This window comes from Comamonas sp. Y33R10-2 (assembly GCF_019355935.1).
Lineage (GTDB): Bacteria > Pseudomonadota > Gammaproteobacteria > Burkholderiales > Burkholderiaceae_C > Comamonas.
In genome coordinates this window covers 3605387-3630049 of the sequence record NZ_CP079925.1, presented here as the reverse complement: position 1 = coordinate 3630049, position 24663 = coordinate 3605387, and the positions used below count along the sequence as shown (strand labels likewise).

Annotated in this window: 30 protein-coding genes; 20 read left to right on the top strand and 10 right to left on the bottom strand. The window is 58.6% G+C overall.

Annotated features, from left to right (window positions below; all coding sequences use genetic code 11):
- Positions 1-132 precede the first annotated feature (132 nt).
- The 6 genes from KUF54_RS16410 (at position 133) to soxZ (ending at position 5754) form a co-directional block, all read left to right on the top strand.
- Complete coding sequence (locus tag KUF54_RS16410) at positions 133-495, top strand: c-type cytochrome (RefSeq protein WP_255576174.1); 363 nt, start codon at positions 133-135, stop codon at positions 493-495.
- Positions 496-1773, top strand: coding sequence for an NAD(P)/FAD-dependent oxidoreductase (locus KUF54_RS16405; protein WP_219343823.1), 1278 nt, complete (start codon positions 496-498; stop codon positions 1771-1773).
- A 172-nt stretch (positions 1774-1945) separates the two neighbouring features.
- The gene (locus tag KUF54_RS16400) at positions 1946-2971 is read left to right on the top strand and encodes a YeeE/YedE family protein (RefSeq protein WP_219343821.1); all 1026 of its coding nucleotides are present in this window, start codon (positions 1946-1948) and stop codon (positions 2969-2971) included.
- 316 nt (positions 2972-3287) lie between these two features.
- Positions 3288-4640, top strand: a complete 1353-nt coding sequence (locus KUF54_RS16395) for an FAD-dependent oxidoreductase (RefSeq protein WP_219343819.1) — start codon at positions 3288-3290, stop codon at positions 4638-4640.
- 126 nt (positions 4641-4766) lie between these two features.
- Entirely contained in the window at positions 4767-5255 is a 489-nt protein-coding gene (locus tag KUF54_RS16390; RefSeq protein ID WP_219343817.1) for a thiosulfate oxidation carrier protein SoxY, read from the top strand.
- A gap of 169 nt (positions 5256-5424) precedes the next feature.
- Positions 5425-5754, top strand: a complete 330-nt coding sequence (gene soxZ / locus KUF54_RS16385; protein WP_219343816.1) for a thiosulfate oxidation carrier complex protein SoxZ — start codon at positions 5425-5427, stop codon at positions 5752-5754.
- Between the two features lie 203 nt (positions 5755-5957).
- Here the strand turns inward: soxZ and KUF54_RS16380 are convergent, their stop codons facing one another.
- Together KUF54_RS16380 and KUF54_RS16375 are read right to left on the bottom strand one after the other, a co-directional pair.
- Positions 5958-6686, bottom strand: a complete 729-nt coding sequence (locus KUF54_RS16380; protein WP_255576462.1) for a YitT family protein — start codon at positions 6684-6686, stop codon at positions 5958-5960.
- Positions 6687-6984: 298 nt separating this feature from the next.
- Positions 6985-7491 (bottom strand): outer membrane protein assembly factor BamE, encoded by a 507-nt coding sequence (locus tag KUF54_RS16375; protein WP_219343814.1) that lies wholly within the window; start codon positions 7489-7491, stop codon positions 6985-6987.
- 177 nt (positions 7492-7668) lie between these two features.
- Here KUF54_RS16375 and KUF54_RS16370 point away from each other — a divergent pair, with 177 nt between their 5' ends.
- From KUF54_RS16370 to KUF54_RS17490, 3 genes are all read left to right on the top strand, one after another.
- Entirely contained in the window at positions 7669-7875 is a 207-nt protein-coding gene (locus KUF54_RS16370) for a DUF3460 family protein (protein ID WP_219343813.1), read from the top strand.
- A gap of 81 nt (positions 7876-7956) precedes the next feature.
- Positions 7957-8814 (top strand): ScpA family protein, encoded by an 858-nt coding sequence (locus KUF54_RS16365; protein ID WP_219343812.1) that lies wholly within the window; start codon positions 7957-7959, stop codon positions 8812-8814.
- A 240-nt stretch (positions 8815-9054) separates the two neighbouring features.
- Complete coding sequence (locus tag KUF54_RS17490; protein ID WP_255576173.1) at positions 9055-9186, top strand: hypothetical protein; 132 nt, start codon at positions 9055-9057, stop codon at positions 9184-9186.
- Between the two features lie 141 nt (positions 9187-9327).
- Here the strand turns inward: KUF54_RS17490 and KUF54_RS16360 are convergent, their stop codons facing one another.
- Positions 9328-10356 (bottom strand): porin, encoded by a 1029-nt coding sequence (locus KUF54_RS16360; protein ID WP_219343811.1) that lies wholly within the window; start codon positions 10354-10356, stop codon positions 9328-9330.
- 352 nt (positions 10357-10708) lie between these two features.
- Between KUF54_RS16360 and panD the strand changes: the two genes are divergently transcribed.
- The 3 genes from panD to KUF54_RS16345 all read left to right on the top strand — a co-directional run bounded on the left by panD (position 10709) and on the right by KUF54_RS16345 (position 12285).
- Positions 10709-11089: an aspartate 1-decarboxylase gene (gene panD, locus KUF54_RS16355; RefSeq protein ID WP_219343810.1), complete on the top strand. Its 381-nt coding sequence runs from the start codon at positions 10709-10711 to the stop codon at positions 11087-11089.
- A gap of 32 nt (positions 11090-11121) precedes the next feature.
- Positions 11122-11487, top strand: a complete 366-nt coding sequence (locus KUF54_RS16350) for a 5-carboxymethyl-2-hydroxymuconate Delta-isomerase (protein WP_219343809.1) — start codon at positions 11122-11124, stop codon at positions 11485-11487.
- A gap of 126 nt (positions 11488-11613) precedes the next feature.
- Entirely contained in the window at positions 11614-12285 is a 672-nt protein-coding gene (locus KUF54_RS16345; RefSeq protein WP_219343808.1) for a tRNA-uridine aminocarboxypropyltransferase, read from the top strand.
- A gap of 41 nt (positions 12286-12326) precedes the next feature.
- Here KUF54_RS16345 and yiaA read toward each other — a convergent pair whose 3' ends face one another.
- The 4 genes from yiaA to pabB form a co-directional block, all read right to left on the bottom strand.
- Positions 12327-12845 (bottom strand): inner membrane protein YiaA, encoded by a 519-nt coding sequence (gene yiaA, locus KUF54_RS16340; protein ID WP_219343807.1) that lies wholly within the window; start codon positions 12843-12845, stop codon positions 12327-12329.
- 101 nt (positions 12846-12946) lie between these two features.
- A complete protein-coding gene (locus KUF54_RS16335; protein ID WP_219343806.1) occupies positions 12947-13519 on the bottom strand; it encodes a DUF4274 domain-containing protein in 573 nt (190 codons plus the stop codon).
- Positions 13520-13569: 50 nt separating this feature from the next.
- Complete coding sequence (locus KUF54_RS16330; protein ID WP_219343805.1) at positions 13570-14199, bottom strand: aminotransferase class IV; 630 nt, start codon at positions 14197-14199, stop codon at positions 13570-13572.
- A 9-nt stretch (positions 14200-14208) separates the two neighbouring features.
- Complete coding sequence (gene pabB / locus KUF54_RS16325; RefSeq protein WP_219343804.1) at positions 14209-15393, bottom strand: aminodeoxychorismate synthase component I; 1185 nt, start codon at positions 15391-15393, stop codon at positions 14209-14211.
- A 229-nt stretch (positions 15394-15622) separates the two neighbouring features.
- Here pabB and panB point away from each other — a divergent pair, with 229 nt between their 5' ends.
- From panB to KUF54_RS16305, 4 genes are all read left to right on the top strand, one after another.
- A complete protein-coding gene (gene panB / locus KUF54_RS16320; protein ID WP_219343803.1) occupies positions 15623-16492 on the top strand; it encodes a 3-methyl-2-oxobutanoate hydroxymethyltransferase in 870 nt (289 codons plus the stop codon).
- 47 nt (positions 16493-16539) lie between these two features.
- A complete protein-coding gene (gene panC, locus KUF54_RS16315; protein WP_219343802.1) occupies positions 16540-17379 on the top strand; it encodes a pantoate--beta-alanine ligase in 840 nt (279 codons plus the stop codon).
- Between the two features lie 96 nt (positions 17380-17475).
- On the top strand, positions 17476-17742 hold the full coding sequence (locus KUF54_RS16310; RefSeq protein WP_219343801.1) for a hypothetical protein: 267 nt from the start codon (positions 17476-17478) through the stop codon (positions 17740-17742).
- Complete coding sequence (locus tag KUF54_RS16305) at positions 17739-18032, top strand: hypothetical protein (RefSeq protein WP_219343800.1); 294 nt, start codon at positions 17739-17741, stop codon at positions 18030-18032. The genes KUF54_RS16310 and KUF54_RS16305 overlap by 4 nt, the downstream gene beginning before the upstream one ends.
- 108 nt (positions 18033-18140) lie before the next feature.
- Here KUF54_RS16305 and KUF54_RS16300 read toward each other — a convergent pair whose 3' ends face one another.
- Positions 18141-18542 carry a hypothetical protein gene (locus KUF54_RS16300; protein WP_219343799.1) on the bottom strand — a complete coding sequence of 134 codons (402 nt, stop codon included), beginning with the start codon at positions 18540-18542 and terminating at the stop codon, positions 18141-18143.
- A gap of 112 nt (positions 18543-18654) precedes the next feature.
- Between KUF54_RS16300 and KUF54_RS16295 the strand changes: the two genes are divergently transcribed.
- Positions 18655-19104, top strand: coding sequence for a MaoC family dehydratase (locus tag KUF54_RS16295; RefSeq protein ID WP_219343798.1), 450 nt, complete (start codon positions 18655-18657; stop codon positions 19102-19104).
- Between the two features lie 127 nt (positions 19105-19231).
- Positions 19232-20713 carry a SulP family inorganic anion transporter gene (locus KUF54_RS16290; RefSeq protein ID WP_219343797.1) on the top strand — a complete coding sequence of 494 codons (1482 nt, stop codon included), beginning with the start codon at positions 19232-19234 and terminating at the stop codon, positions 20711-20713.
- 41 nt (positions 20714-20754) lie between these two features.
- Here KUF54_RS16290 and KUF54_RS16285 read toward each other — a convergent pair whose 3' ends face one another.
- Complete coding sequence (locus tag KUF54_RS16285; RefSeq protein ID WP_219343796.1) at positions 20755-21123, bottom strand: polyhydroxyalkanoate granule-associated phasin; 369 nt, start codon at positions 21121-21123, stop codon at positions 20755-20757.
- 99 nt (positions 21124-21222) lie between these two features.
- The gene (locus KUF54_RS16280; RefSeq protein WP_219343795.1) at positions 21223-22149 is read right to left on the bottom strand and encodes a LysR family transcriptional regulator; all 927 of its coding nucleotides are present in this window, start codon (positions 22147-22149) and stop codon (positions 21223-21225) included.
- A 107-nt stretch (positions 22150-22256) separates the two neighbouring features.
- Between KUF54_RS16280 and lysA the strand changes: the two genes are divergently transcribed.
- Together lysA and KUF54_RS16270 are read left to right on the top strand one after the other, a co-directional pair.
- On the top strand, positions 22257-23504 hold the full coding sequence (gene lysA / locus KUF54_RS16275) for a diaminopimelate decarboxylase (RefSeq protein WP_219343794.1): 1248 nt from the start codon (positions 22257-22259) through the stop codon (positions 23502-23504).
- A 238-nt stretch (positions 23505-23742) separates the two neighbouring features.
- Positions 23743-24633: a DMT family transporter gene (locus KUF54_RS16270; protein WP_219343793.1), complete on the top strand. Its 891-nt coding sequence runs from the start codon at positions 23743-23745 to the stop codon at positions 24631-24633.
- Positions 24634-24663 lie beyond the last annotated feature (30 nt).

The window sequence follows — 24663 nt, the reverse complement described above, 5'->3', positions numbered from 1 at the left end:
TAGAATCCAGAGCTACTCGCCGTTCTTGCGAGGTTTTGGCTCCAGTGAATGTACGCATTCAACACAGCTACGCCACCAAGCACAGAGTCCAAAAACAGCCAGCGCACCCAGCGCGGCAAACAGGGAAGCCCCATGCGATCGAAATCTTTGCTCACCTCTGCACGCCCCGTGCTCTGGCTGGCGCTCGCCATGAGTGCACCACTCTCAGCACTGGCAAGCGCTGCTGCGCCAATCACCGCCCCTGCATCCGCCTTACGTGCGCAAGATGTGGCCGTGCTGGCAGCGAGCTGCGCCAACTGCCACGGGCCTGATGGCCGATCGACGGGCGGCATGCCCCAGCTGCGCGGCCTGCCTGAAGCGCATCTGCTGCAACGCCTGCAAGCCTTCAAGGCCAGTACCGCCAAGGATGCCACCGTCATGACCCGTCTGGCCAAGGGCTATGACGACGAACAACTCAAAGCGCTGGCCCAGTGGTTCAGCAAGAAGGCCCCATAAATGCAGATCAATCGTCGTCAAATCATCGGTGGCGCAGCGGCTGGCGCAGTCAGCTTGGCTCTCCCCTCCATCGTGCAAGCCAAGGCAGCTGATGCCCACGTAGTCATCGTCGGGGGCGGCTTTGGCGGTGCCACGGCCGCACGCTACCTGCGCAAGTTTGCCCCTCACATTCAAATTACGCTGGTCGAGCCTGCCGAGCGTTTCTACACCTGCCCCTTCTCCAACCTGTATTTGGCAGGCCTACGCACTTGGGACAGCATCGGCCACAGCTACGACGGCCTGCGCAAAGTGGGCGTGAACGTGGTGCATGCCCGTGCCGACAATGTGCTGACCGATTCCAAACGACTGCTGCTCTCCAACGGTCAAGCGCTGAGCTATGACAAGCTGGTGCTGTCGCCCGGTATCGACATGCGCTGGAACGCACTGGAAGGCTATGACGAAGCGGCCTCGCAACTGGCACCCCACGCGTGGAAAGCCGGTGCGCAAACCCAGCTGCTAAAGAAACAGTTGGAAGCCATGCCCGATGGCGGCAAGTTTGTGATGGTGATCCCCGCCAACCCCTTCCGCTGCCCGCCCGGCCCCTACGAGCGCGCCGCCATGGTGGCCCACTACCTCAAAGCCCATAAGCCCAAGAGCAAGATTTTGCTGCTGGACGACAAGGACGCTTTCTCCAAGCAAGGCCTGTTCTTGCAAGGCTACAAAGCCCTGTACGGCGACATGATTGAGTGGGTCAAGCAGTCGGACGACGGCAAGGTCACTCGCGTGGATGCGAAGAATCTGGAAGTGGAAACCGCTTTCGGCACCAAGCACAAGGCCGATGTGCTCAACGTCATTCCACCGCAGAAGGCCGGCTTCATCGCCGACCGCGCAGGTGTTACTGACGCCAGTGGCTGGGTGCCCATCAAGCCTGAGAGCTTTGAGTCCAGCCGCGTCAAAGACGTGTACGTGCTGGGCGACGCCACCATTGCAGCGCCCATGCCCAAGTCGGGCTTTGCTGCCAACACCCAAGGCAAGGTGGCAGCAGCCGCCATTGCTGCGGAGTTGACAGGCCAGCCCCTGCCCAACGCAGCTTTTGCCAACACCTGCTACAGCTTGATTGGCAATGACTACGGCATCTCCGTGGCCGGCGTCTACAAGTCACAAGCTGGCAAACTGATTGAAGTTGCCAACTCGGGCGGCGTCAGCCCCATGGATGGCAATGCCGCCTTCCGCAAGGCCGAGGCCGATTACGGCGCGGCTTGGTACAAGGCCATCAGCGCGGACATCTGGGGAGCTTGATTCCATACACCCCCTGAGGCGCTGACGCGCCTTCCCCCTCTCTCTTCGTGCTTTGCACTGCGGGAGGGGGACGCCACCATCGCTGCGGGGCGGCCCTTGCTGGGTGGCCCCTTCAGTAACGCGTCCATTGCAAGCATCTGTGAATGCATTAAGCAACTCAATTCCTGCGCATATGTTGTTTTGGTCTATTTTTTTTCTGGGCGTAGCGTTTGGTGTGGCTGCGCGACTAGGGCGTTTTTGTTTGCTGCGCGGGCTGCGCCAGCGACTAGGGCAAGACGCGGAAGTTGCCAATGGCTCAGCACCTGCCTTGCAAGCCTTTGCACTGGCTTTAGCCGTGGCTTTGCTGGCCTCGCAAGGCATGCAAGCCTTGAGCTGGATTGACTTCAGCCAAGCGGCCATCGCTCGCACTAGTTTTTCCGTATTCGGCGTTGTGCTTGGCGGCGCGGTGTTTGGCGTGGGCATGGTGCTGGCACGGGCCTGCGGAGCACGCTCGCTGGTGTTGCTAGCCGGGGGCAATCTGCGCTCATTGGTCACGGTGGTGTTTCTGGCGCTGGGCACGCAGATGGCGATGACAGGAGTGTTGACGCCTGTGCGCCTATGGATTCAGTCGCTGACACCCATCACTTTGGCGCAATCAACGCTTAGCGCTTATTTGCAGCCCGTCAACGCACTGCTGCTGGCCGCTGCAATTGCCCTGCTACTTGCCTTCTATGCATTTAAACATCCTGCGCTGCGCCGCAGCCCTGTGCAGTTCATCTGTGCCATCGTGATTGGCTTATTGGTTGCTGCAGGCTGGTGGATTACGGCGCATATCGGCGTAGATGAGTTCGAACCCACCAAGCTGACAAGCTTGAGTTTTATCGGCCCGATTGCCGAGAGCATGCTGTACCTACAACTTTCTGTGGGCCGCGAGCTGAGCATTGGCATGACGCTCACAGCGGGTGTACTCGCCGGTGCTTTTGCCTGCGCCATCGCAAGCCGTACGGCACGCTGGGAAGGCTTTGACTCGCCTGCGCGGCTAGCTGCTAGCGCAGGCGGTGGTCTGCTCATGGGCTTTGGCGGTGCGCTGGCTGCCGGCTGCTCGATTGGCCAAGGTTTGTCGGGCGTGTCCACACTGTCGCTGGCAAGTTTTCCGGCCGTGTTCGGTATTGGGCTGGGCGCAATGCTTGCGCTGACTGCGCGTCGCAATCGCGCTTGAAGACGAGGCCCAACGCCAAACCATAGGGATCTTGGCGCACCGGGCTTGTCCCAACTCAGCACTGTGCAAGCTTGAAGCAGCATTCAGGCTTGCTGCCTCACTACAATCGATTAAACAGCCGCTGTTGCTGATGCCGCGTGTCGGCTCAGAAAGACTCTTCTTTTCTTGCTCCTTATTGGTTGCCGCAAGCTCTGCGCCAGCCGCCTGCAGGCCTGCGTTTGTTTCCAATACCTCATCGCAATCCAAGCGAGGCAGCGCCGTGCCACCAGCGCCAGCGCCTCGCATGCAGGTGATCACCCATAAGGAGTCTTAAAAGATGCAACGTCGCCACTTTCTGATAACCCCTCCCGCCCTGACACTGGGCACAGCCGCAGCCACTTTGGGCGCAATGGCCAGCCCCGCAATGGCTGCGCCCAGCATCATCTCCAGCCAGTCCCCCATCCTGCCGCGCAAGGGCAAGGGCCCACGCATCGTCATCTGCGGTGGCGGCTGGGGCGGTATGACGGCTGCGCGCTATCTGCGCGAGCTGATCCCAAACTCGGACGTGGTGCTGCTCGAGCGCAATGCCACCTTCTGGTCCGGCCCCATGAGCAACAAATGGCTGGTCGATATCGTGAACACCGATTTCGTCAACCGCGACATGCTGCACCCGGCCAACAAGTACGGCTACACCTTGCTGCAAACCGAAGTAAACGGTTTTGAGCGCGACAAGAAGCAGGTACGCACCGCCCACGGCCTGATCGAATATGACTTTTTGATTCTGTCGGGCGGTATTCGCAACGATTACGAAGCTTGGTTTGGCAACGACCAGCGCGCCATTGAGTACACGCGCACACATTTCCCCAACGCCTACATCCCTAACCAAGAGATGCTCTCGCTCAAGAGCAAGGTGCAAAACTTCAAGGGCGGCACGCTGGTGATGACGCTGCCGCCTCCTCCCCACCGCTGCCCTCCTTCGCCATACGAGCGCGCTTGTTTGATTGCTTGGCACATCAAGAAAAACAAGATCCCCGGCAAGATCGTCATCCTCGACCCCAAGCCCAAGATCGCCCCCATTGGCGTGGGCTACAAGCAAGCGTTTGATGAGCTGTACGCAGACATCATCACCCACGTACCCAACGCCGGCATCAAGGAAGTCGACCCGTTCAACAAGCAAATCAAGACAGCTGCTGGTGACTTCAAGTTTGATGACGCCATCCTCATGCCCCCGCACCAAGCCGCGGACATGGTGTGGCAGGCTGACCTGATCGGCAAAGATGCAACCACCGGCAAGCCCACAGGCTGGGCAGACATGCACAACCGCCTGTTCCACGCCAAGACCGATGACCGCGTGTACTTTGTGGGCGATCTGATGGGAGCGATTTCGCCCCAGTTCGGCCACTACCCCAAGAGTGGCCACGTTGCCAACTATGTGGGCAAGATCGTCGCCCAAAACATTGCCGAGCGCGTCTCTGGCAAGGAAGTCGTCGCCCGCCTGCCCGACAACCTCTGCTACATGATGGTCAACGGCGAGCCGCAAGAAGAAATCTCGGTCAAGTTTGAATACGAGGTGGACACCAATGGTCAGGTCAATCAGACCCAGATTGATATGGATGTGCGCACACCTGATCTGGTCAAAGAAGACTTTGCTTGGATTAATAGCAAGTTCAGCGACTTCTTGGGCACGTAACCCTCTGAGGGGCTAAGGGAGACGACGCCCTCGCCGCAAGGCGGCTCTTGCTCGGCGTCTCTCACTGGGACCCTGCCCGTTTTAACCGCTGTTTGCTTGCAAGCGGCATTCGATACAAGAAGAGACATGTTCAAGCACACCACCCGTAGAAGTCTGGTTCTGGGCGCGGCGGCCACAGGGGCTACTCTGGCGCTGCCTGCAGCTGCACTGGCGCAGGCCAAGACGCCGCTGGTCGGGGCTTTGGCCCCCAACCCTGCTGAGTTTCGAAGGCAAGTCACCTTGTTTACCGGCAAGTCCACGCCACAAACCGAAGGCCTGCTGCTGGATGTCCCCGTGCTGGCAGACAACCCCAGCGCCGTGCCCGTCAAAGTCAAGGTGACGCTGCCCATTACCGAGCAAGACTGGTGCGAAGAGATCATCGTGCTGGCCGATCTGAACCCCCTGCCCCTGTCTTGCCGTATGCAATTCACGGCAGCGGCCGGCACGGCGGAGGCAGCGGTTCGCATTCGCCTGTCGCAGTCACAAACCGTACACGCCATGGCGCGCATGAAAAGCGGCAAGGTGCTAATCGCCAAACAGGCAGTGACTGTGGCCGCCAGCGGCTGCGGCATGTAAATCTAGACACCCCCCCTGAGTCGCTTCGCGCCTTCCCCCTCTCTCGCTACGCGGGAGCGGGACACCGCCAGCGCGGCAGGGCGGCCTTGGCGCGGCGGCTGCTGGCTTAAGGCCCATAACGAATTCAGACATCCATACCGAATGGATGCTTGAACTGAAAGGAATCTTGATGAGCAAACCACCCCGCATCTGGGTCAGCAACGCCACTCCTAAAAAGGGCGAAGTGCTGCGCGTACGCGCCCAGATGGAGCATGTGATGGAAACCGGCCTGCGCATTGACCCTGCGACCGGCAAAGCGCGCCCGCGCAATATCGTTAATCGCTTTGAAGCCAAGCTGGGCAACACCTTGCTGTTCAGCTGGGAGCCGGGTGCTTCGATTTCTCAGAACCCTTATATCGAGTTCACCTTTCTCGCCCGCGAAAGCGGCGAGCTGAACATGTTCTGGAAAGACGAGCAGGGCCAAACACTGAGCGCGCAAAAGACGATTACCGTCGCCTGATAGCAGCGTCTAATTTCCAGTTAGAGCCGCAACACAACCCTTGATACGTCGTTGCTTCGCCTTGTCGTACGCTTGTACTGGCTGCGGCTTCGCGCCTCGTCTCAATCGCAAATCTTCGATTTGCTGCGTTGTGTTAGCCGCTCTTAGTCACAAAAAAGCCCCGCCCGGTTTTCACCGAGGCGGGGCTTTTTAATGGGGCTCGCTTAGTTACCCTGATAGCGTCCGGGGCGGTGACTAATCCACAAAAACAAACTCATGATCACGGCTGCCAGTACCGAGTACGCCACGCGATCAAACGGCACCATGGCCAACGCCAGCAGCACCACGGTGCAGTCAATCATCATCTGCACCTTGCCCGCGCGAATGCCGTAGCGCTCCTGCAGGTACAGCGACACGATGGTCGCGCCTCCCAAGCTGGAGCGGTGACGGGCCAAAAACAAGCAGCCCGAGCCCATCAGCAAACCACCGACTACGGCGGCATACAGCGGGTTCAGATAATCGATATGAATAAAGCGCGGGCCCACGTCCGCCATCAGCGCCAGCATGGCCACTGAGATAAAGGTCTTGATCGTGAACTCTGGGCCCATGCGCTTCCAGGCAAACCAGTAAAACGGGATGTTGATGACGAAGAAGGTGGCGCCAAAAGGCAAGCCCGTTCCATAGTGCAGCAAGAAGGCAATGCCGGCTGTGCTGCCAGTCAGCAGGCCCGCTTGGGCAAACAGCATCATGGCAATGGAGACAAAAAGTGAGCCGGTAAAGAGTGCCTGCGCATCCTCAAAGCGGCCATGGCGCAAAGCCGCAGTCATCGCTGGGAGGGGGGCAGCGGGGCTGGCATTCGAAGCCGCAGCATCGACGCTGCTGACTAGGCCAGAGTTGGCGGGGGTTGATAGCGGTGTGGACATGTCGGATAAGACAGCAATGGGATTGCCCAGAGTCTCGATAAAGACCTAGGCCAACCGGCGCGGGTAGCTCCGGGAAACCCCTTGATTTTACGAATGAAGCCATGTCTTAGGCGCATCATTTGCTGCAATGCAACAAATATTGAGGTGTATTTCAGCCTGTGTTTTTTGAATTTTTCAAAGCCTTTTACGCTTTAAGTCCATATAAATAAAGGACCAGTAGCTATTAAAATTGAAGCAACCAGCTCGCATGCGGATCGCTTCAGCCATGAAAAAAGCCATGTCTGCAATCACGCAGACATGGCTTGGCTAGCCTTCGGCTTAAAGCTGTTTAGCGGCGCGGCTCGTCAGGCAGGCGCTCGCGGTTCAGCGTGCGCAGCACCCGGCCATCAGGCCCGAAGGTGACGGTGAACTCCATCTCGCGTGTCGGAGGGTCAATGTAGTTCCAATCCCAATCCGTTTCTTGCTTGCGCGCGAAGGTCATCGTTTTGGCCGGCTTGCCAAGCATGCGGCGCACCTCGCCTTCTTCCATGCCCGCCACCACTTTGGCAAAGTTATGCGGCGCCAGCACTTGGCGCAAAGCGCTCATTTTGCCGTCTGAGCCAATGGTGATCATGTAATTTCTGGCACCCGCTGGCTGGCGGTTGTATTCCAGAGTGCGCGAGCCGTCTTGCTCACTCCACACGCGCTCGGGCTCGCCAAACTGGGCGCGCACATCGGCTTCAGTGGAAAGGCCTTCCTCCAGCTCTTTAATCTTTTGCTCATCGCAGCCGAGCAAAGCCAAAGCGCTAATCGCAGCAGCAGCCAAGGCAGCAGTTACACGGGAAAATAATTTCATAGTGATAAATCATCCATGATTACAAGGACAGAAAGCTGATTTTTACAGCATGCAGGTGGGTGCAGCGCAGCGCTTCGTCAACGCTTGTCAAAACACGTTCGCCGCGCCAAAAGTGCCACTTACTCCCCAGCAGCACTTGAGCGGCTAAAATCCTGCCATCTGAGAGGTTTCACACATATGTCTTTCTTCCGTCGCCCCGATTACCGTTCCGACACCACCAACTTCATCAATGATTTGAAGAAGCAAAAGCCCGAGCTGGAACAACAACAACTGGCTGGCCGCGCTCTGCTGTGGGACAAAAACATCAGCGCCGAAGTATGGGATGACCTGCGCGCTGGCCGCGTGGAGCAAGGCCCTTACGTGTACCAAGCCAATCCATCCTGATTAGTTTCAGATGAAATCAGCCTCTAGCGCTTATTCATCAAGCGCTTACAGCTCTATATTCCATAGCAAGAATAGCAAGCAATGAGCGAGGCTGAAAACCAAGCCGTCTTACCGAGTCCGAACCCGGACACACCTGACTCGACGCCTTCCGTGATCGATCAGGTGGCTTTGGCGCGCCTGTACGGCGAGCCACTGTTTGCGCTGCCGCAGGATTTGTATATCCCGCCAGAAGCGCTGGAAGTCTTTCTCGAAGCCTTTGAAGGCCCGCTGGACTTGCTGCTCTATCTGATTCGCAAGCAGAACTTCAACATCCTCGACATTCCTATGCTGGACGTCACGCGCCAGTACATGACCTATGTGGATGAAGTGCGCGGGCGCAACCTGGAGTTGGCAGCCGAATACTTGCTGATGGCAGCCATGCTCATCGAGATCAAATCTCGCATGCTGCTGCCGCCTAAAAAGCAAGAAGGCGGCGAAGAGGCCGAAGACCCCCGCGCCGAGCTGGTGCGCCGCCTGCTGGAGTACGAGCAGATCAAGCTCGCAGCGATGCAACTGGGTCAGGTGCCAACGTACGGGCGCGACTTCCTCAAAGCCACGGTTCATATTGAGCAAAGCCTGCAGCCGCGCTTTCCCGATGTAGAGATCAGCGAGCTGCAAGCCGCTTGGCGCGACATTTTGAAGCGTGCCAAGCTGGTGCAAACCCACAAGATCACGCGTGAAGAGCTTTCGGTACGCGAGTACATGAGCCAGATCCTCAAGCAGCTGCAAGGTCAGCGCTTTGTAGAGTTTGAGCGCATCTTCAATCCCGAAAAGGGCTCAACCGTGCTGGTGGTGACCTTTATCGCCATGCTGGAGCTGGCCAAGGAAACGCTGATCGAGATCACCCAGGCCGAGGCCTATGCGCCTATTTACGTGCGTCTGGCCTATACCCCTGTGTAATTGACTCCCCCTAAGCGGCTACGCCGCTTCCCCTTAAACAGGACACAAGGGACAACAGCCTCGCTGCGCGGCGGCGCTTGCATGCTGCCTCTGACCTAGGGTGTACGAGTTTTTGATCCAACGATGACATAAAGCATCAAAGAGATTTTCTACGCCTTGCAAGGCGAAGGCGGCCGGGCCGGCCAGCCTTCAATGGCTGCGTGACCCGCTTGAGCATCACTTTTCCGATGAAGTTCTGCTTTGGGCAAGCCCACGCTGGGCTGCCTCTGCCACTGCATCGCCACCACCCTGTCTGACCGGCAACCTGCCGCCAGCCAAATCTGCGTCTGGCGCGACCGCATTGGTGATGGTTGCGTGCTGGATCTGCCCTAAACGAGCAGATATAAAAAAGCCCCGCAGGTGCGGGGCAAGCTTGCGAAGAGTCGGATGGCTTCCCCACCCGGAGGCCAAACCTTGCAAGTTTTAAGCCTGAGAGTGCCCGGCAACTGCCGCAACACTCTCATGGCCGCTTGCTTAGAAGTTGTGGCGCAGGCCAATCTCGTAGCCTGTCATGCTCTTGCCCACCACGGGCGTGGGGCTCAGTGAAGAACCTAGTTTGCGACTGGCCTTGTCGTCATTGCTCATGCGTGCTACGGCAGCGTAGATTTCAGTGCGCTTGGACAGCTTGTAGCCATAGCCCAGTGCCAGACGCTGAGAGCCCGCATCGCTTTGCTTTTTGTCCTTGTACCAGCTGTAAGCGGCACGCAACTCGCCAGCGCCCAAAGGCATCTTCACGCCCACGCTGTACAGGTCCACACGCTTGTTGTTGCCGCGCTCGGAAGCCAGCAGCAGCATGGGCGTGACTACGCCAAATTCGTAGGAAGCGCCGATATTGAACGTCTTGTAGTCCACGCCAGTTGCGGCGCTACCACCTCGGGCAATTTTGTAGGCTGCGGCCATATTCACGGGGCCGTTGGCATAACCCAGACGCAGGCCGGTATTGCTGGCCAGACTGCTGTTGCTGGACTGCTCGCCGAAGCTGTGCGTCACCTGACCGTAAACGCCGCCCAGCTTGGGCAGCAGATAGCTGATGCCGTTGGAGACACGCTTGGGGTTGGAGCCTTCAGCCGTACCGGCTGCAGAGCTGCTGATCAGGTTGTGACCGTTGATGCCACCCATGCCGGTGTCGCCAAAAGCGTGAAAGGTCTCCAGGTTCTGGTAGGCCGGCGTTTTGTCGCGACCCAGACGCACTTCACCAAAGTTACCCATCAGGCTGACCGTGGAGCGGCGGTCGAACTTGAAGCCGGCAGCCGTGCCGTCATCAACGCTCAAGCTGCCCTCAAGCCAGAAGCCCGCCTTCAGGCCGCCACCCAGATCTTCCACACCGCGAAAGCCCAAACGGCTGCTGGAGTTGCCGCCATTGGCCAGACCGGACACGCTCTTGCTCGATGTGGAGATATGAGCCACCGAAACATCGGCCACGCCGAAGACGATGACGCTGGATTGGGCCATTGCGCCGGCAGAGGCAGTCAAAGCGGCAAGGGCGAGGAAGGATCGTTTCATGCTGTTCACTATGTTTATGAAAATGAGAAAGTCCCGGCAGAGCGGGAAAGGACAGGCTTAGAAGCACGACCTCGCCGGGGACTGAAGTCATTAAACAAAGTGAAAATGAAACATGGGTTACAACCCTGATGTTTGCAACAAAACAACAGTTTTATGAGCAGTTGTTACGTCGGTCTTCGCAGACCGTGGCCACGGCTATCGACAACGGGAATGCAGTTAGGCGACATTTCTCTTTCAATGACCTCAGAGGACTACATGGGTTTCCCCGATCGCATTTAGACTTGCGTGGTTTTTTGCAAGCACAGGCCTGCACCATTCAAAACACACAAAGCGACCCAGAGAGACAAAATCCATGTTCCGCACCCTGCTCAAATCCAAAATCCACCGCGTCAAAACCACGCAATGCGAGCTGCACTACGAAGGCTCCTGCGCGATTGATGAAGACTTGCTGGACGCCGCCAATATTGTCGAAAACGAACAAGTCCATATCTGGAATATCGACAACGGCGAGCGCTTTGTGACCTATGCCATCAAGGGCGAGCGCGGCACGGGCATGATCTCCGTCAACGGCTCCGCAGCACGCCGCGCCTGCGTGGGTGACTTGCTCATCATTGCCTCCTTCGCCCAAGTGCATGAAAAGGACGTGGCCGAGCACAAGCCCCAGCTGGTATTTGTGGACGACAGCAACAAACAAGTCGAGCTGCGCCACAAAGTGCCCACCCAGATGCTGTAAAACAGGGTTTGTTACCCCCGCTAGAGAACACCATGCCTCATCTGCACATTGAATACACCAACAACCTGACCGGCCTAAACGAGCGCGAGCTGATGCGTGAGATCAACGCTGTGGTCTGCGCACACCCCACCGTCCCCGACGAAGCTGATGTGAAGTCGCGCATTGCCCGTCTGGACATGGACAAGGTCTACATCGGCAACCAGCCTGAGGGCCGCGGCTTTGTACATGTTGAGCTGAAGTTGATGGCCGGCCGCAGTACAGAAGCTAAAAAGCAAATGTCGGATGGCATGGCCGAAGTGCTGCGCCGTCTCGTGCCCCAGCCTGCTGGCGTAGTGGTGCAGCTGAGCGTGGATGTGGTGGATATGGACAAAGGCACTTACTTCAAGGGCCGCTTGTAAAAGCCATCCGCTTTGATCAATAACGCCCGCAGCCCATGCTTGCGGGCGTTGTTGTTTCAGAGATATGGGATTCAAGTAAAAACAGCTTTTTGCCCATACAACTAAAGAACTTACAGCTCTCAAATCATGAGCAAAACTGAACAACGCCCTCGCTGCCCCCACTGCCACCGCGCGCAGCGCACCTGCATTTGCGCACTGGCTCAGTCTGTGGAGCATCAGGTCGAAGTGCTCATCCTCATGCACCCCATGGAAGTGCACGAGGCCAAGGGCACAGGCCATTTGCTGCACCTTTGCCTGCCGCGCAGCCGGATCATGGTGCGCGAGCAGTTTGATGGCGCAGAACTTCAGCAAGCGCTGCAAGGCAGCTGGGACGGGCAAGTCCCGCGCCAAAGCCTGCTGCTCTACCCCGACACTGCTGAGCAAGATGCGACGCTGGGCCTTGCACAGGCCAGCGCCCTGCCCCAGCCTTGGCCGCTGCCGCCTGAGCAGTTGCGACTGGTCATCATCGACGGCACTTGGCGCAAAAGCCGCAAGATGCTCTACCTCAACCCCGCCCTGCAAAGCTTACCCCGCGTGGCTTTGCGGGAGGTGGGGGACTCTGGTTACGCTATTCGCAAAGCTCACCTGCCCGGCCAGCTCTCCAGCTTTGAGGCAGCTGTGCTGGGCCTTGCGCAGTTGCAAAACTGGCCACTGGATGCGCAAGCCCCTGCAACGCTTAACCAAGTCTTTGAGCAGTTTGTGGACCGTCAAATACTGCAGCAAAACGCAAATCAGGCGCCAACCAAGGGCGCCTGTTGAGGAGGGAGAAGCTGAGGGTAAAGTGCGACGGGTGAAGCAGTTCAGCGATTGTTAACCGCTACATCCTGAGCATCTGCGGGCTTAGCTGGGTCTGTAGCCACCAGCGTGGGGCCGTTACGTTCACCCTTGCTGCGTTTGAAGACTGTTGCGCCATCATCCGCACCAAAGTTATCGCGGGTGTTCTTCTGCACCGCAATGGCACCAAACAAGGCCAGCGCAAAAGCCATGCCGTAGAAACCTTTTTCGCTCAGCTGCAACGTGGCATTGAACAAGCCCGTTCCCAGCAGCGCCACCGCAATCAGCAGCGCCACCCAGCTGATGCCGTAGTAAATACCGGTCACGGCCACACCTTCCAGCCGGTCACGCACCACTTTTTGCAAAGAGATGGCCGAATACAAGCCCAGCACCAGCACCGCGAAATAAAAGCCTTTTTCATTGAGCTGCATATTGGCATTCCACAACCCGGCCATGAAGGCGATGATGCCCAGCAGCAGCGCGGCCCAGGAAGCGCCGATAAAGGCTGAAGAAGGCTTGTGGCTTGAAACGGCTTGGGAGTTCATGGTCATACCTCAAAAGTTGTGGTAGATAAATAGTAGAACAATCAATCTAAATTTCGTTAATCTTTCAAAAAGGTATCAAATAAAGATACCTAAAGCAGCTTTCAATCTTCATCATCCGACTCTTCCCCATCCATAGCTGCATTGAGCTCGTCCTGTACATGAGGGGGCATGCCGTCTTCCCAGCCCTGCTCGTCGACATAGGCGTAGATATCGGGTTGCGTGCCGGGCACAGCTTCCAGCATGACGGCAGGAATCGGCCATTGCGCTTCGCTGCCCTTGACGGCCTCGCTGGTCCAGTCGTAGCCGGGGTGCTTTTCGTTGCCGGTGGGTGATGCCAAATCATTAGCCGGGTCCCAGCCAATGGTTGCGGGGGCCAGATTGCCATCTGCAAACCGCTGGCTCAGCGCCTGTACCCGCGCCCAGCCTTTGCGGTTGATGCTGGGCACTTTGTCCTGCGATGCATAGTGCTGAAAGTAGCCCGGCTGCTGATACCAGTACAACGCCTTGGCCACGGCGGGCTCCAGATTGGGGTACTTGCTGATCCAGTCCGGCAGCGCGCTGCCGTTGTCGTAGTTCATGGTGGTGACTACGGCCAGCCACTGCACAGGGGTGGCGGTGGACAAGAACTCTTTCATCAAATCCAGATAGAGCGCATCAAAGTCTTCGTCTTCCATGGTTCGGGCTCCTCCAGGGTTGCAGATGCACCCACGATAACAAACACAGGCTATGCAATCAAACGGGCATCCAGCCAGCCACGCAGGCTATTAACAAAAGCCCAGCCAGTGATGCGGCGCAGGTCGTCGATGAGCACCACCTTCTCAACCAAGCGTCCCTCAGACAATGCCAGTGCACGGCCCACACCCGGCAGCAGCCCGCACAGCAAAGGCGGCGTAACCCAATGTCCATCGATTTGCATTGCAATATTGCCGCGCGTGCCCTCGGTGATCTGGCCGCTTTCATTGAACAAAATGGTGTCAAACACCTCTGCACTTTTGGGCTCAAAAAACGCGTAATGCTGACGCACCGTGGTTTTGAAGCGCACCACATCGCTGTGCGCAATCTCGTTAAGTATGGGCTGGCGCGCCAGTTGCAGTTTTACCGGCTCGGCGCTGGGCAACAGTTGCGCCACCGTGAACTGCACAGCGCCGCTGGCAGCCAGCGCCAGCCGCACGCGCCATTCGCCCTCGGCGTACTTTTGCGCCAGATGAGCCATATCGCTTTCTAGCTGCATTTGCATTAACGGATAGCGAAAATGCTGGGCCGTAATTTGCAGCCGCGCCCAGTGCAACGGCCAGTTTTGCCAGCGGCCATCTTTCAGGGCCAATGTTTCGAGAATTTCAAACTGTGTCTTCATTTTCGCCCTTTAGCTTGAACGTGAACCTTCCAACACCTTCAAAAACACTTGCTTGTGCTGCCACTCCATCCATTCATCAGCCGCATTGGCGCTGGCCGTAATACCGCTGCCAATGCCGCAAGTCAGTTGCGAGCCTTGCATCACCACCGTGCGAATAGGCACGTTGAACGTCGCATGAATGCGCCCCGGCGCAGTGCCCGGTCGCACCACGCCTAGCGCGCCGCAGTACACGCCGCGCGGCTGGGGTTCCAGCTCGCGAATTAGCCGCATGGCTTGGCGCTTGGGCGCGCCGGTAATCGAGCCACAGGGAAACAGCGCGCCAAACACATCGACCAGCCGCACACCGGCGCGGGTGCGGGCCACCACATCGGATGTCATTTGCCACACCGCTGGCAGCGCCTGCACCTGAAACAGCTGCGGCACCTTCACGCTATGCGGCTGGGCGATGCGCGAGAGGTCGTTGCGCAGCAAATCCACAATCATCACGTTCTCGGCCCGCTCTTTGACGGACTCGCGCATGGTCTGCGCTGCCAGCGCATCGGCCTCGGGCGTTTGGCCACGGGCGGCTGTGCCCTTCATGGGGCGGGTCAGAATCTGCTCGCCATCCCAGTCAAAAAACAACTCCGGCGATACCGACAGCACCTGCATATCGCCGCTATCGACCAGCGCGGCATAGCCGCCGGGCTGGGCCTGCTGCAAGCGCGCAAACAGGGCCTGCGCCAGCTCTGACGAATCAAGCGATTCAGTCCCGGGAAGCTCTGCAGATACGGGAGCTGTGTAATTAATTTGATAGCACTCACCGGCCGCGATAGCAGCATGAATGCGCGCAATATGCGCATCAAACTTATCGCGACTCAGGGCGGTTTGCCACTGCACAGGCCGGGTCGTCAGGTGAGTTGGTGCGGCTTGCGCCGCCTGCGGCGCGGCATGTACGCCAAACCAAGCCAGTGGCTGGCCGGGCGTTGCACTGTGTACTGCCTTGGCATAGGCGCTATCAAAGGCGCTAGCTGCCTCATACGCCAGCCAGCCTATGCACCACTTTCCTTGCTCGGCGGCTTGCTGCACAGCCTCCAAAACGGCGGGTATGTCCTCAGGACTGTGCGCCTGCAAAACTTTTTCAGGCACGCCAAAGCCATGCTGCAAGCGGGCTGCATCGGCCTGCCAAGGATTGGTGAAGTCTAAAACGGTTTTCACGAGTCAAATCGCCTGCAAGTGCAGTATCAATAAGGACTGAATGCTATCAAAATTAGCAACTCACACACGGTTTTGCGGTTACCCATATCTTATGCAGCACAACCTCGGTAACGAGAATGTAGCTTTGGCAGTTGTTGTGCAGGTGCAGCATGACATAGACTCGCGAACAATTCATACCTGCTCACCAAGACGGCAGGGAAAGCCTCAAAGCATTTCAGGAGACAACACCATGACCGCCACCGGCACGCCTTACGGCACCATTCCCCCCTCTTCGCCCCAGCCCCAGCGCCGCCCCATCAGCTTGCCGCGCCTGGCGCAGATGCGCGCTGCGGGCGAGAAGATCACCATGCTCACCGCCTACGACGCCACCTTTGCCGCCGTGGCCGATGCTGCGGGCGTGGAATGCATTTTGGTGGGCGACTCGCTGGGCATGGTCTGCCAAGGTTTGCATAGCACCGTGGGCGTGACTGTGGCCGATATGGCCTATCACACCGCCAGCGTAACCCGTGGCCTGCACCGTGCGCAGGCCACCGCATGGGTGATTGCCGACATGCCCTTTGGCAGCTACTCCGAAAGCCCCGAGCAAGCCATGCGCAACGCCTGCGAGCTAATGCAGGCCGGCGCCCATATGGTCAAGCTCGAAGGCGGCGGCTGGACGGCACCCACTGTGCGCTTTCTGGTCGATCGCGGCGTGCCCGTCTGCGCCCATCTGGGGCTGACGCCGCAAACCGTACACGCACTGGGCGGCTACCGCGTTCAGGGCAAGGATGAGCAAGCCGCTGCCACTCTGCGCCAGCACGCATTGGAGTTGCAAGACGCCGGTGCCGCCATGCTGGTTCTGGAGATGGTGCCCGCCGCTTTGTCTACCAAGCTCACCGAAGAACTCAAAGACTGCCACACCATCGGCATTGGCGCAGGCAACGGCACGGCCGGCCAAGTGCTGGTGCTGCACGACATGCTAGGCGTGAACTTGGGCAAGATGGCCAAGTTCGTTCACAACTTCATGGCCGACGCTGGTAGTGTCAAAGGCGCTATGGAAGCCTATGTGCAGGCTGTGAAAAACGGCAGCTTCCCCGACAACGCCAAGCACGCTTGGTAAGAGCCTCCGCCTTCCTGTTTTCTTTTCTCCGCTTCCCCGTTTCAGCCATGCAAATCGTTCACACCATCGCCGACCTGCGCGCAGCCCTTGCAGGTCGCGGCCGCCCTGCTTTTGTGCCCACCATGGGCAATCTGCATGAAGGCCATCTGTCTTTAGTTCAGCAAGCCTGCCTGCATGGCGATGTGGTCGTGGCCAGCATCTTTGTGAACCGCCTGCAGTTTCTGCCGCACGAAGATTTTGATAGCTACCCACGCACGTTTGATGCGGACTGCGCCAAGCTGCAGGCCGAAGGTTGTGACATCGTCTTCGCCCCCAAGGAAAAAGACCTCTACCCCGAGCCCCAGACCTTCAAGGTGCAGCCCGACCCCGCACTGGCCGACATTCTGGAAGGCCACTTTCGCCCCGGCTTCTTCACCGGCGTGTGTACCGTGGTCATGAAGCTGTTTCAGGTCGTGTTTGCCACCACCGGCGGCGGCGTGGCCGTATTCGGGCAAAAGGACTATCAGCAGCTCATGGTCATTCGCCGCATGGTGCAGCAGTTCGCGCTGCCGGTTGAAATCATTGGCTGCCCCACCACCCGCGCTGGCAGCGGCTTGGCGCTTAGCTCACGCAACGGCTACTTAAACGACGAGCAGCGCGTGCAAGCCATGGCACTGTCGCAAGCGCTCAAGGCGCTGGCCGATGCAGCACGCCAAGGCGGAGATCTGGCCAAGCTAGAAACCCAAGCCATGGCCGAGCTGCGCGCCAAGGGCTGGGAGCCGGACTACCTCACGGTGCGCCAACGCAGCGATCTGCTTGCACCAGCGGACGCCACCAGCGGCGACTTGGTCGCGCTGGGAGCTGCGCGACTGGGCAGCACGCGGTTGATTGACAATCTGGAGTTTTAGATAGTGCGGCCCTGAGTTATAAGAACGACGATCATTTTTAGGTGTCGCCTAAATCTAGTTATGCCTCAAATTTCTGCTTGGTAAGACGAGCCAAATATGCCCAATAGCAATCCTCGAAACAGTATCAAGAAGAAGACTACACAGCAGAAGCCCCGGCAAGGAGTTGAGACTTCTAAAGTGGCGAAGGTCAGCGAGAAGAAGGTCGTCGTCACGGCCGGTGACAAGAATGCGCAGGTATTGGCTGCAACTGTGGGCGGGGCTGTCATCGGCAATCTGATTGCCCCCGGGATTGGCGGCGCGCTATTCGGTGGCGTCATTGGCGCTTTCCTTGGCAACGGTTCTCGCGACAAGGGCGCCAAGTGAATCCAAATCTCATTGGCCTTTACGTTGGCGCCACTGCTAGCCTGCTGTTTCTGGCGGTGAGCTTTTTTTACTATAAAAAAGTGCCGTCGCTGAACCAAGTCGCCGTTGTCCTGCTCGCGTGGGCAGGCGCGGTTGTTGGTATCCATTTAGGGTATTTCTCATTAACAGCCGAGGATGCTGCATTGGGGAAGCTGGCGGATCAACGGATCTCGATTTTTTTGGGCGCCCTCGCTGTGGTATGGACTGCAGCCGAGTCTTTCTTTGCTTCTTTCAAGGCCATAAAGGCATAACAATTCGTTCCAGCGAATCGCCTGCGGCGCACACTGAACTCAGTCGTTAAGGCACGGATTCAAAACCAAAATGCCTCAATGCCGTAGCTCGCCCTTATCCAGCCTCACTCAACACTGATAAGAGCCCACGGCGCACTGACTAGGCAGTTCTCGCAACTCCAGCCCCTGCCCTTTTAGCTGGCAGAAAAGGCCGCCGGCAAACTCCAACTCAAGCGCAAACACAGCATCGCTTTCAAACGGCATGGGCAGGCTGCGCAGGCGCTGGCCGTCCAGCAGCAATTGCGCTCGTTGCACACAGCCTACGGAGCTCAAAACTTCAGTCAAATCAGGCTCAAGTCCTTTATTTATATCGACTACCTGCTTGCAAATCAATAGCAAAGGCTGCCACTGGCCTTCGCCTGCACCGGTGCGGCCTGCGTCATATAAACGGGCGGCAGAAAAGCGAATATGCAGCGCATCGCCTTGCTGAGTAACCTCAGCGACCTCGGAATCTTCAAACTCAAAAATCATGGGGCCAAGCATAGCTGGAGCGCGAACGCGCTGGCACCTGCGCAACACCTGCTTGGCCAAAGCCCGCGCATACTGACATGTCACTAATGCCAAGACCAAAGGGGAAGCGAGCATGAGCGAAAAGCTGTATCTGGACGATTTGTACGTCGGTCAAAAGTTTGTGAGCCAAGGTTACCCGCTGGATGAGGCGCAGATCATTGCCTATGCCCAGCAGTTCGACCCGCAGGTTTTTCACCTTGACCCTGAAGCGGCCAAGAACACCTTTTTTCAGGGGCTGGCCGCCAGCGGCTGGCATACGGCATCGATCAGCATGCTGCTGGTGACGCAAAGCATTCCGCTGGCCGACGGAATCATTGGCGGCGGCATGGAGGAGCTGGCTTGGCCCCTGCCCACGCGCCCCGGCGATGTGCTGCAGGTGGAGTCTGAGATTGTGGAGATCATCCCCTCCCAATCCAAACCGAACCGCGCCAAGGTGCGGGTGTTGGCCCACACCAGGAACCAGCGCGGTGAGGTGGTGCAGCGGTTTAGGCCCAAGATGGTTTGTTTTAAGCGCCCGACCTGACAAGCGACTTCATAGGCAACCTCTCAAGCGCGCTGACCCTCGCGCAGCAAAAATCATCGGCAATGCTTAACATCGCCCACCGGCGCTGCCTGCTTTGCCAATGCAGCGCATCACTTGCTGCTGCGATATGAACTCCACTTTTTCTTTGAACCGATGGCGCGCCGAATGGGCGCCTAGCGTGCCGCGTGAGCTGCTGGCTGGCGCTGTGGCCACGTTTGCGCTGATCCCTGAAGTCATTGCTTTTTCCTTTGTGGCGGGCGTGGATCCGGCTGTGGGGCTGTACGCGTCTTTCATCATCAGCATCGTGATTGCGGTGTTTGGTGCGCGCCCGGCTATGGTGTCTGCGGCTGCGGGATCGGTGGCTTTGGTGGCTGCGCCGCTGGTGGCATCGCACGGGCTGCAGTACCTGCTGGCGGCGGGTTTGCTAGCCGGGGCCATGCAAATCGCCTTTGGCCTGTGCAAGATGGGTTCCCTGGTGCGCTTTGTCTCCAGCTCCGTGCGCACCGGTTTTGTCAATGCTCTGGCGATTTTGATTTTCTCGGCCCAACTGCCGCATTTGCAAGGCGCCAATATGGCGACTTGGGTCATGCTGGCGCTGGGGCTGGTGTTGATTTACGGCCTGCCTTTGGTGGGGCAGCGGCTAGGCATAAAGGCGCTAAGCGCCATCCCATCGCCCTTAATTTGCGTGCTGGTGCTGACGCTGATGAGCGTCTTCATGGGCCTGCCGCTCAAAACGGTGGCCGATTTGGGCCACCTGCCAGACAGCTTGCCGCTGTTTGGCCTGCCGGAGATTCCCGCCAGCATCGAGACCCTGCGCATCATCGCCCTGCCAGCGCTGGCGATCGCCATGGTGGGCCTGCTGGAATCCGTGCTCACCGCCGCCGTGGTGGATGATTTAACGGACACGCCCAGCAACAAAAGCCGTGAGTGCACTGGTCTTGGTATGGCTAATGTGGCCTCCGGCATGTTTGGCGGCATTGCGGGCTGCGGAATGATTGGTCAGGCCGTGGGTAATGTGAAATACGGCGGCAGGGGCCGCCTGTCCACCTTGTTTGCCGGGGTGTTTTTGCTGATTTTGATGGTGGCGCTCAAGCCTTGGGTCTCGCAAGTGCCGGTGATTGCTCTGGTGGCCATTATGGTGATGGTGTCGGTCTCGACCTTTGACTGGAAGTCGCTGGGCAATTTGGTGCGCCACCCGCATCTGTCTAGCTCGGCCATGCTGGTGACCGTGGTCATCACCATCGCCACCCACAACCTGGCAACGGGCGTGATTGCCGGTGTGCTGCTGTCTGGCGTGTTTTTCACCTTCAAGGTGGCCAATATGCTGAAGGTGCAAGCCAGCACTGATGAAGCTGGCGAGATTTATACATGGATGGTGAGCGGCCAAGTGTTCTTTGCCTCTGCCGACGCGCTGATCGAGGCTTTTGATGTGCGCGCCGCAGCTGGCAAGCAGGTGCGTATTGATGTGAGCGGCGCCCACTTTTGGGACATTACCGCCGTGGGTGCGCTAGAAAAAGTGATAGCGCGCCTGCGCCAGCATGGCTGCAGCGTAGAGCTGACAGGGCTTGATGACAGCAGCCAGCGCTTGATTGAGCGGCTGAAGGTGTAAAAGTCTACGGTCTAAAGCCGATTGGGGACTAGCCAGCCTAGTTAAACGCTCGTTTTTGACAAGCGCTTGGCATTGGCCTGCGCTTTGCGGCGAATGGGGGCCAGGCTTTTGGCTGCAGCCTTATCCATGGCTGCGGGCAGATTACGACCTGCTGCCCAAGGGTTTTGCAGCCACGCTTGGCACATCTGCTGCTGCACTGTGAACATCTCTGCCCCCATAGTCCACCAGGCTTGGCTAAAGGCCGCCTGCTTTTCCTGCACCATGCGGGTGAACTCTTGCTGATCTCGCGCCGATAGCACTGGCCCGCTGAGCGCCATGCGCGTGAGCCGGTGCTGAATGACTTGCGGAGCAGCCATGCTGATACCCAGCAACTCGCTGGCAGTGCGGTAAAGAATGGGGGATTGGGCCATGCAGGACTCCTTGCTTACAAGCATCTGATTGTGCACTGCAACATAAGAAATCCAATCGAAGTGAGTGACAGCAAACCAATCCAATCTCTATCGGCTCATTCAGCCTCCTCTGTAAGCCAAGGTCTGCGCCTCTTGCTCCAGCGCCTGCACCAGCGCCGATGTACCAACATTGCCGGGTCGGTGCAGCGGCAGCAGCATATGCACCTGAAAAGGAATGGAGAACGTCAACGCCCGCACCACCAGTTGCGGGCCCGCACAGGCCCGCGCCGTGAGCGGGTTGACGATGGCCAGCCCCAGCCCATGCTGGACCATGGCGCACACCGCGACCGCGCTGGCGGTCTCTAAACTCAGCTGACGGCGCACGTTAGCCGCTGCAAATACCGCATCAATTTGCGAGCGGTATGGGTCATCTCGCGCCAAGCTGATGAAGGGCTGGTCTTCAAAATCCTGCTCGGTCAAGACGGCCTTGCTCGCCAGCGGGTGGTTCACCGGCAGCACCGCCACCTCATCCATAGCCGGCAAGGGCTGGCTGCGCGTGCCCGGTGGCGCATCTGCCAACTCAGACAGCCCCAAGTCAAAACGCTGGGCGGCCATCCACTCTTGCAACAGTGGCGCTTCTTGCGTAGTCACACTGACAGCCACCTCGCCCTGACTGGCTTGCAGCCGCGCCAATGCGCCCGGTAGCAAGGCGTGGCTGAGCGCAGGCAGGCACAGCACGCTGATGTGGGCGGCATGGGGGCGGCCTAGCTCTACCGCCCGGTCAACCACCCGCTCCAAGCCCTGCCAGCTGCGCTGCACTTCATCCCACAGCAGCAAGGCCCGCGCATTGGCCCGCAGCCTGCCCTGCACCCGCTCAAAAAGGGCGTAGCCCAATAATTGCTCCATGCGCGCCAACTCGCGGCTGACGGTGGGCTGCGAGGTGTAGAGAAGCTGAGCCGCTCCGGTCACACTGCCAGCGGTCATCACGGCGCGAAAGATTTCGATGTGGCGATGGGTGATACGCAGCGCTGCGTCTTGTTCATTCATCTCTAAAGCATATCGAATATGAATGAACCTCATAAAACAAGCTATTCGACTGAATAGATAAAACCACGCATCATGCGTCCAGTTTTTCTATTTTCACAAAGCACGCCATGGCCAACCCCTTCACTCCCGCTCAACTCTGGAACTTGGCTGACGAATTCGGCACGCCGCTGTGGGTGTACGACGCCGCCACCATCCGCGAGCGCATTGCCCAGTTGCAAGCCTTTGACACGGTGCGCTTTGCGCAAAAGGCCTGCTCCAACATCCACATCCTCAAGCTGATGCGCGCGCAAGGCGTGAAGGTCGATTCCGTCTCGCGCGGCGAAATTTTGCGCGCCATTGCAGCGGGCTACCAAGGCGGCTTTGGCGAGCCCAGCGACATCGTTTACACCGCCGATGTGATGGACGAAGCGACTCTGGCCACCGTGTTGGAGCACCAAGTGCCCGTGAACGCAGGCTCCATCGACATGCTGAACCAGCTGGCGGCTGTCTCCAAGGGCCACCATGTGTGGCTGCGCATCAACCCCGGCTTTGGCCACGGCCACAGCAACAAGACCAATACCGGTGGCGAGCACAGCAAGCACGGCATTTGGCATACCGAGCTGGAACTGGCGCTTGAGGCCATCAAGGCAGGCGGCTTGGTGCTGGCAGGCCTGCATATGCACATTGGCTCTGGCGTGGACTACGCCCACCTGCAAGAAGTGTGCGGCGCCATGGTCAAGCTGGTGGAGCGAACCAAGGCGGCAGGCGTGGACCTGCACGCCATCAGTGCCGGTGGCGGCCTGTCCATCCCTTACAAGCAAGGCGATGCCACTATCGACACCGCCCACTACCACGGCCTGTGGGACGCGGCGCGCCAGCAAGCCGAGGTCGTGGTCGGCCACAAGCTGGGGCTCGAACTCGAACCCGGTCGCTTCCTGGTCGCCGAGTCTGGCGTGCTGCTAGGCACCGTGCGCGCCACCAAGAATGCGGGCAGCAACCACTTTGTGCTGGTCGATACCGGCTTTAACGAGCTGATGCGCCCCAGCATGTACGGCAGCTACCACGGCATGGAAGTGCTGCGCCGCGACGGCCAAAGCCTGCCCGCGCAAGACAGCGTGGTGGCAGGCCCGCTGTGCGAATCCGGCGACGTGTTCACCCAAGGCGACGGCGGCGTGGTGCTGCCGCGCTTGCTGGCCGGTGCATCGGTGGGCGATCTACTGGTGATTCACGACACGGGCGCTTATGGCTCGTCCATGTCTAGCAACTACAACACCCGCCCGCTGGCTGCTGAAGTGCTGGTCGATGGCGGCAAAGCCCAACTGATTCGCCGCCGCCAGACGGTGGACGAGCTGCTGGCGCTGGAGTTGGGCTTGTAATAGCTAACACCCCCTGAAGCGCTGCGCGCCTTCCCCCTCTCTCTACGCGCTTCGCGCTATGGGAGGGGGACGACAGCATCGCTGCGAGGCGGCTCTTGCTTGCTGTCTCTGGCTTTGGCCTTGCGTCCAGCTTTCAGACTGTTTGCTGATTTCAATAGCAGCTTGTCCTTGATTTGTATGGACTTCAGGGCAAAAACGCCTAAAGCTGCCTCCTTGTCTCCCTAGCCAGGACTTGTTCATGTCACAGCACTCAGCCCCTGCCGCCCATCGCCACACGCTGACGGGCATTGGCTATACGGTGCTGGCTTGCGCCTTCTTTTCGATTTTGGATACCGGTGCGAAATACGCAGGCGCATGGCTGCCGCTGTTGATGGCGCTGTGGCTGCGCTACGTGCTGCAGTCCGCCCTGACGGTGGGCTTTGGCCTGACCCGGCATGGGCTGGCCGTTTTTCGCACCCAGCGCCCCGGCTTTCAGTTGCTGCGCGCTATGTTGTTTTGCATGAGCAATGTGCTGGCCATGCTCAGCCTGCGTTATCTGCCGCTGGCGGAGTTCACCGCCATCGTGGCGCTAGCGCCCTTGGCTCTGACCCTCGTTGCCGCCATCTGGCTGGGCCAGAAAGTCAGCCCGCTGCGCTGGGTGTTGGTAGCGCTGGGCTTTGCCGGCACCTTGATTATTCTGCGCCCCGGTGGCGATCAGTTCAGCGGCTGGGCCTTGGTGTGGCCGGCGCTGCAACTCGTGGCCAATACGGCCTATCAAATTTTAAGCAGCAAAATGGCGGGCAAAGAAAGCCCGGTCACCACACAGATCTACACCAGCTTGCTGGCGCTGAGCGTGTCATGCATGGCCCTGCCTTGGGTGTGGCAGTTGCCTGATACCACAGCGCTGTGGCTGGCTGCCATTGCCATGGGAGTGGGCAGCACCATTGGGCATTTGATGCTGCTCAAAGCCTATGAAAAAGCTGAGCCCGCGACCATCACGCCTTTTTTGTACAGCCAAATTCCCTGCGCTTTGCTCGCTGGCTGGCTGGTTTATGGCCATGTCCCTGATCAATGGGCGGTGATGGGCATGGCGGTCATTGCACTGTGCGGAGCAGCAAGTGCCTGGCTAAGTATCAGAGAACGGCGCTAAAACGTACCTCAAAAAAATAGCTGCCTGTGC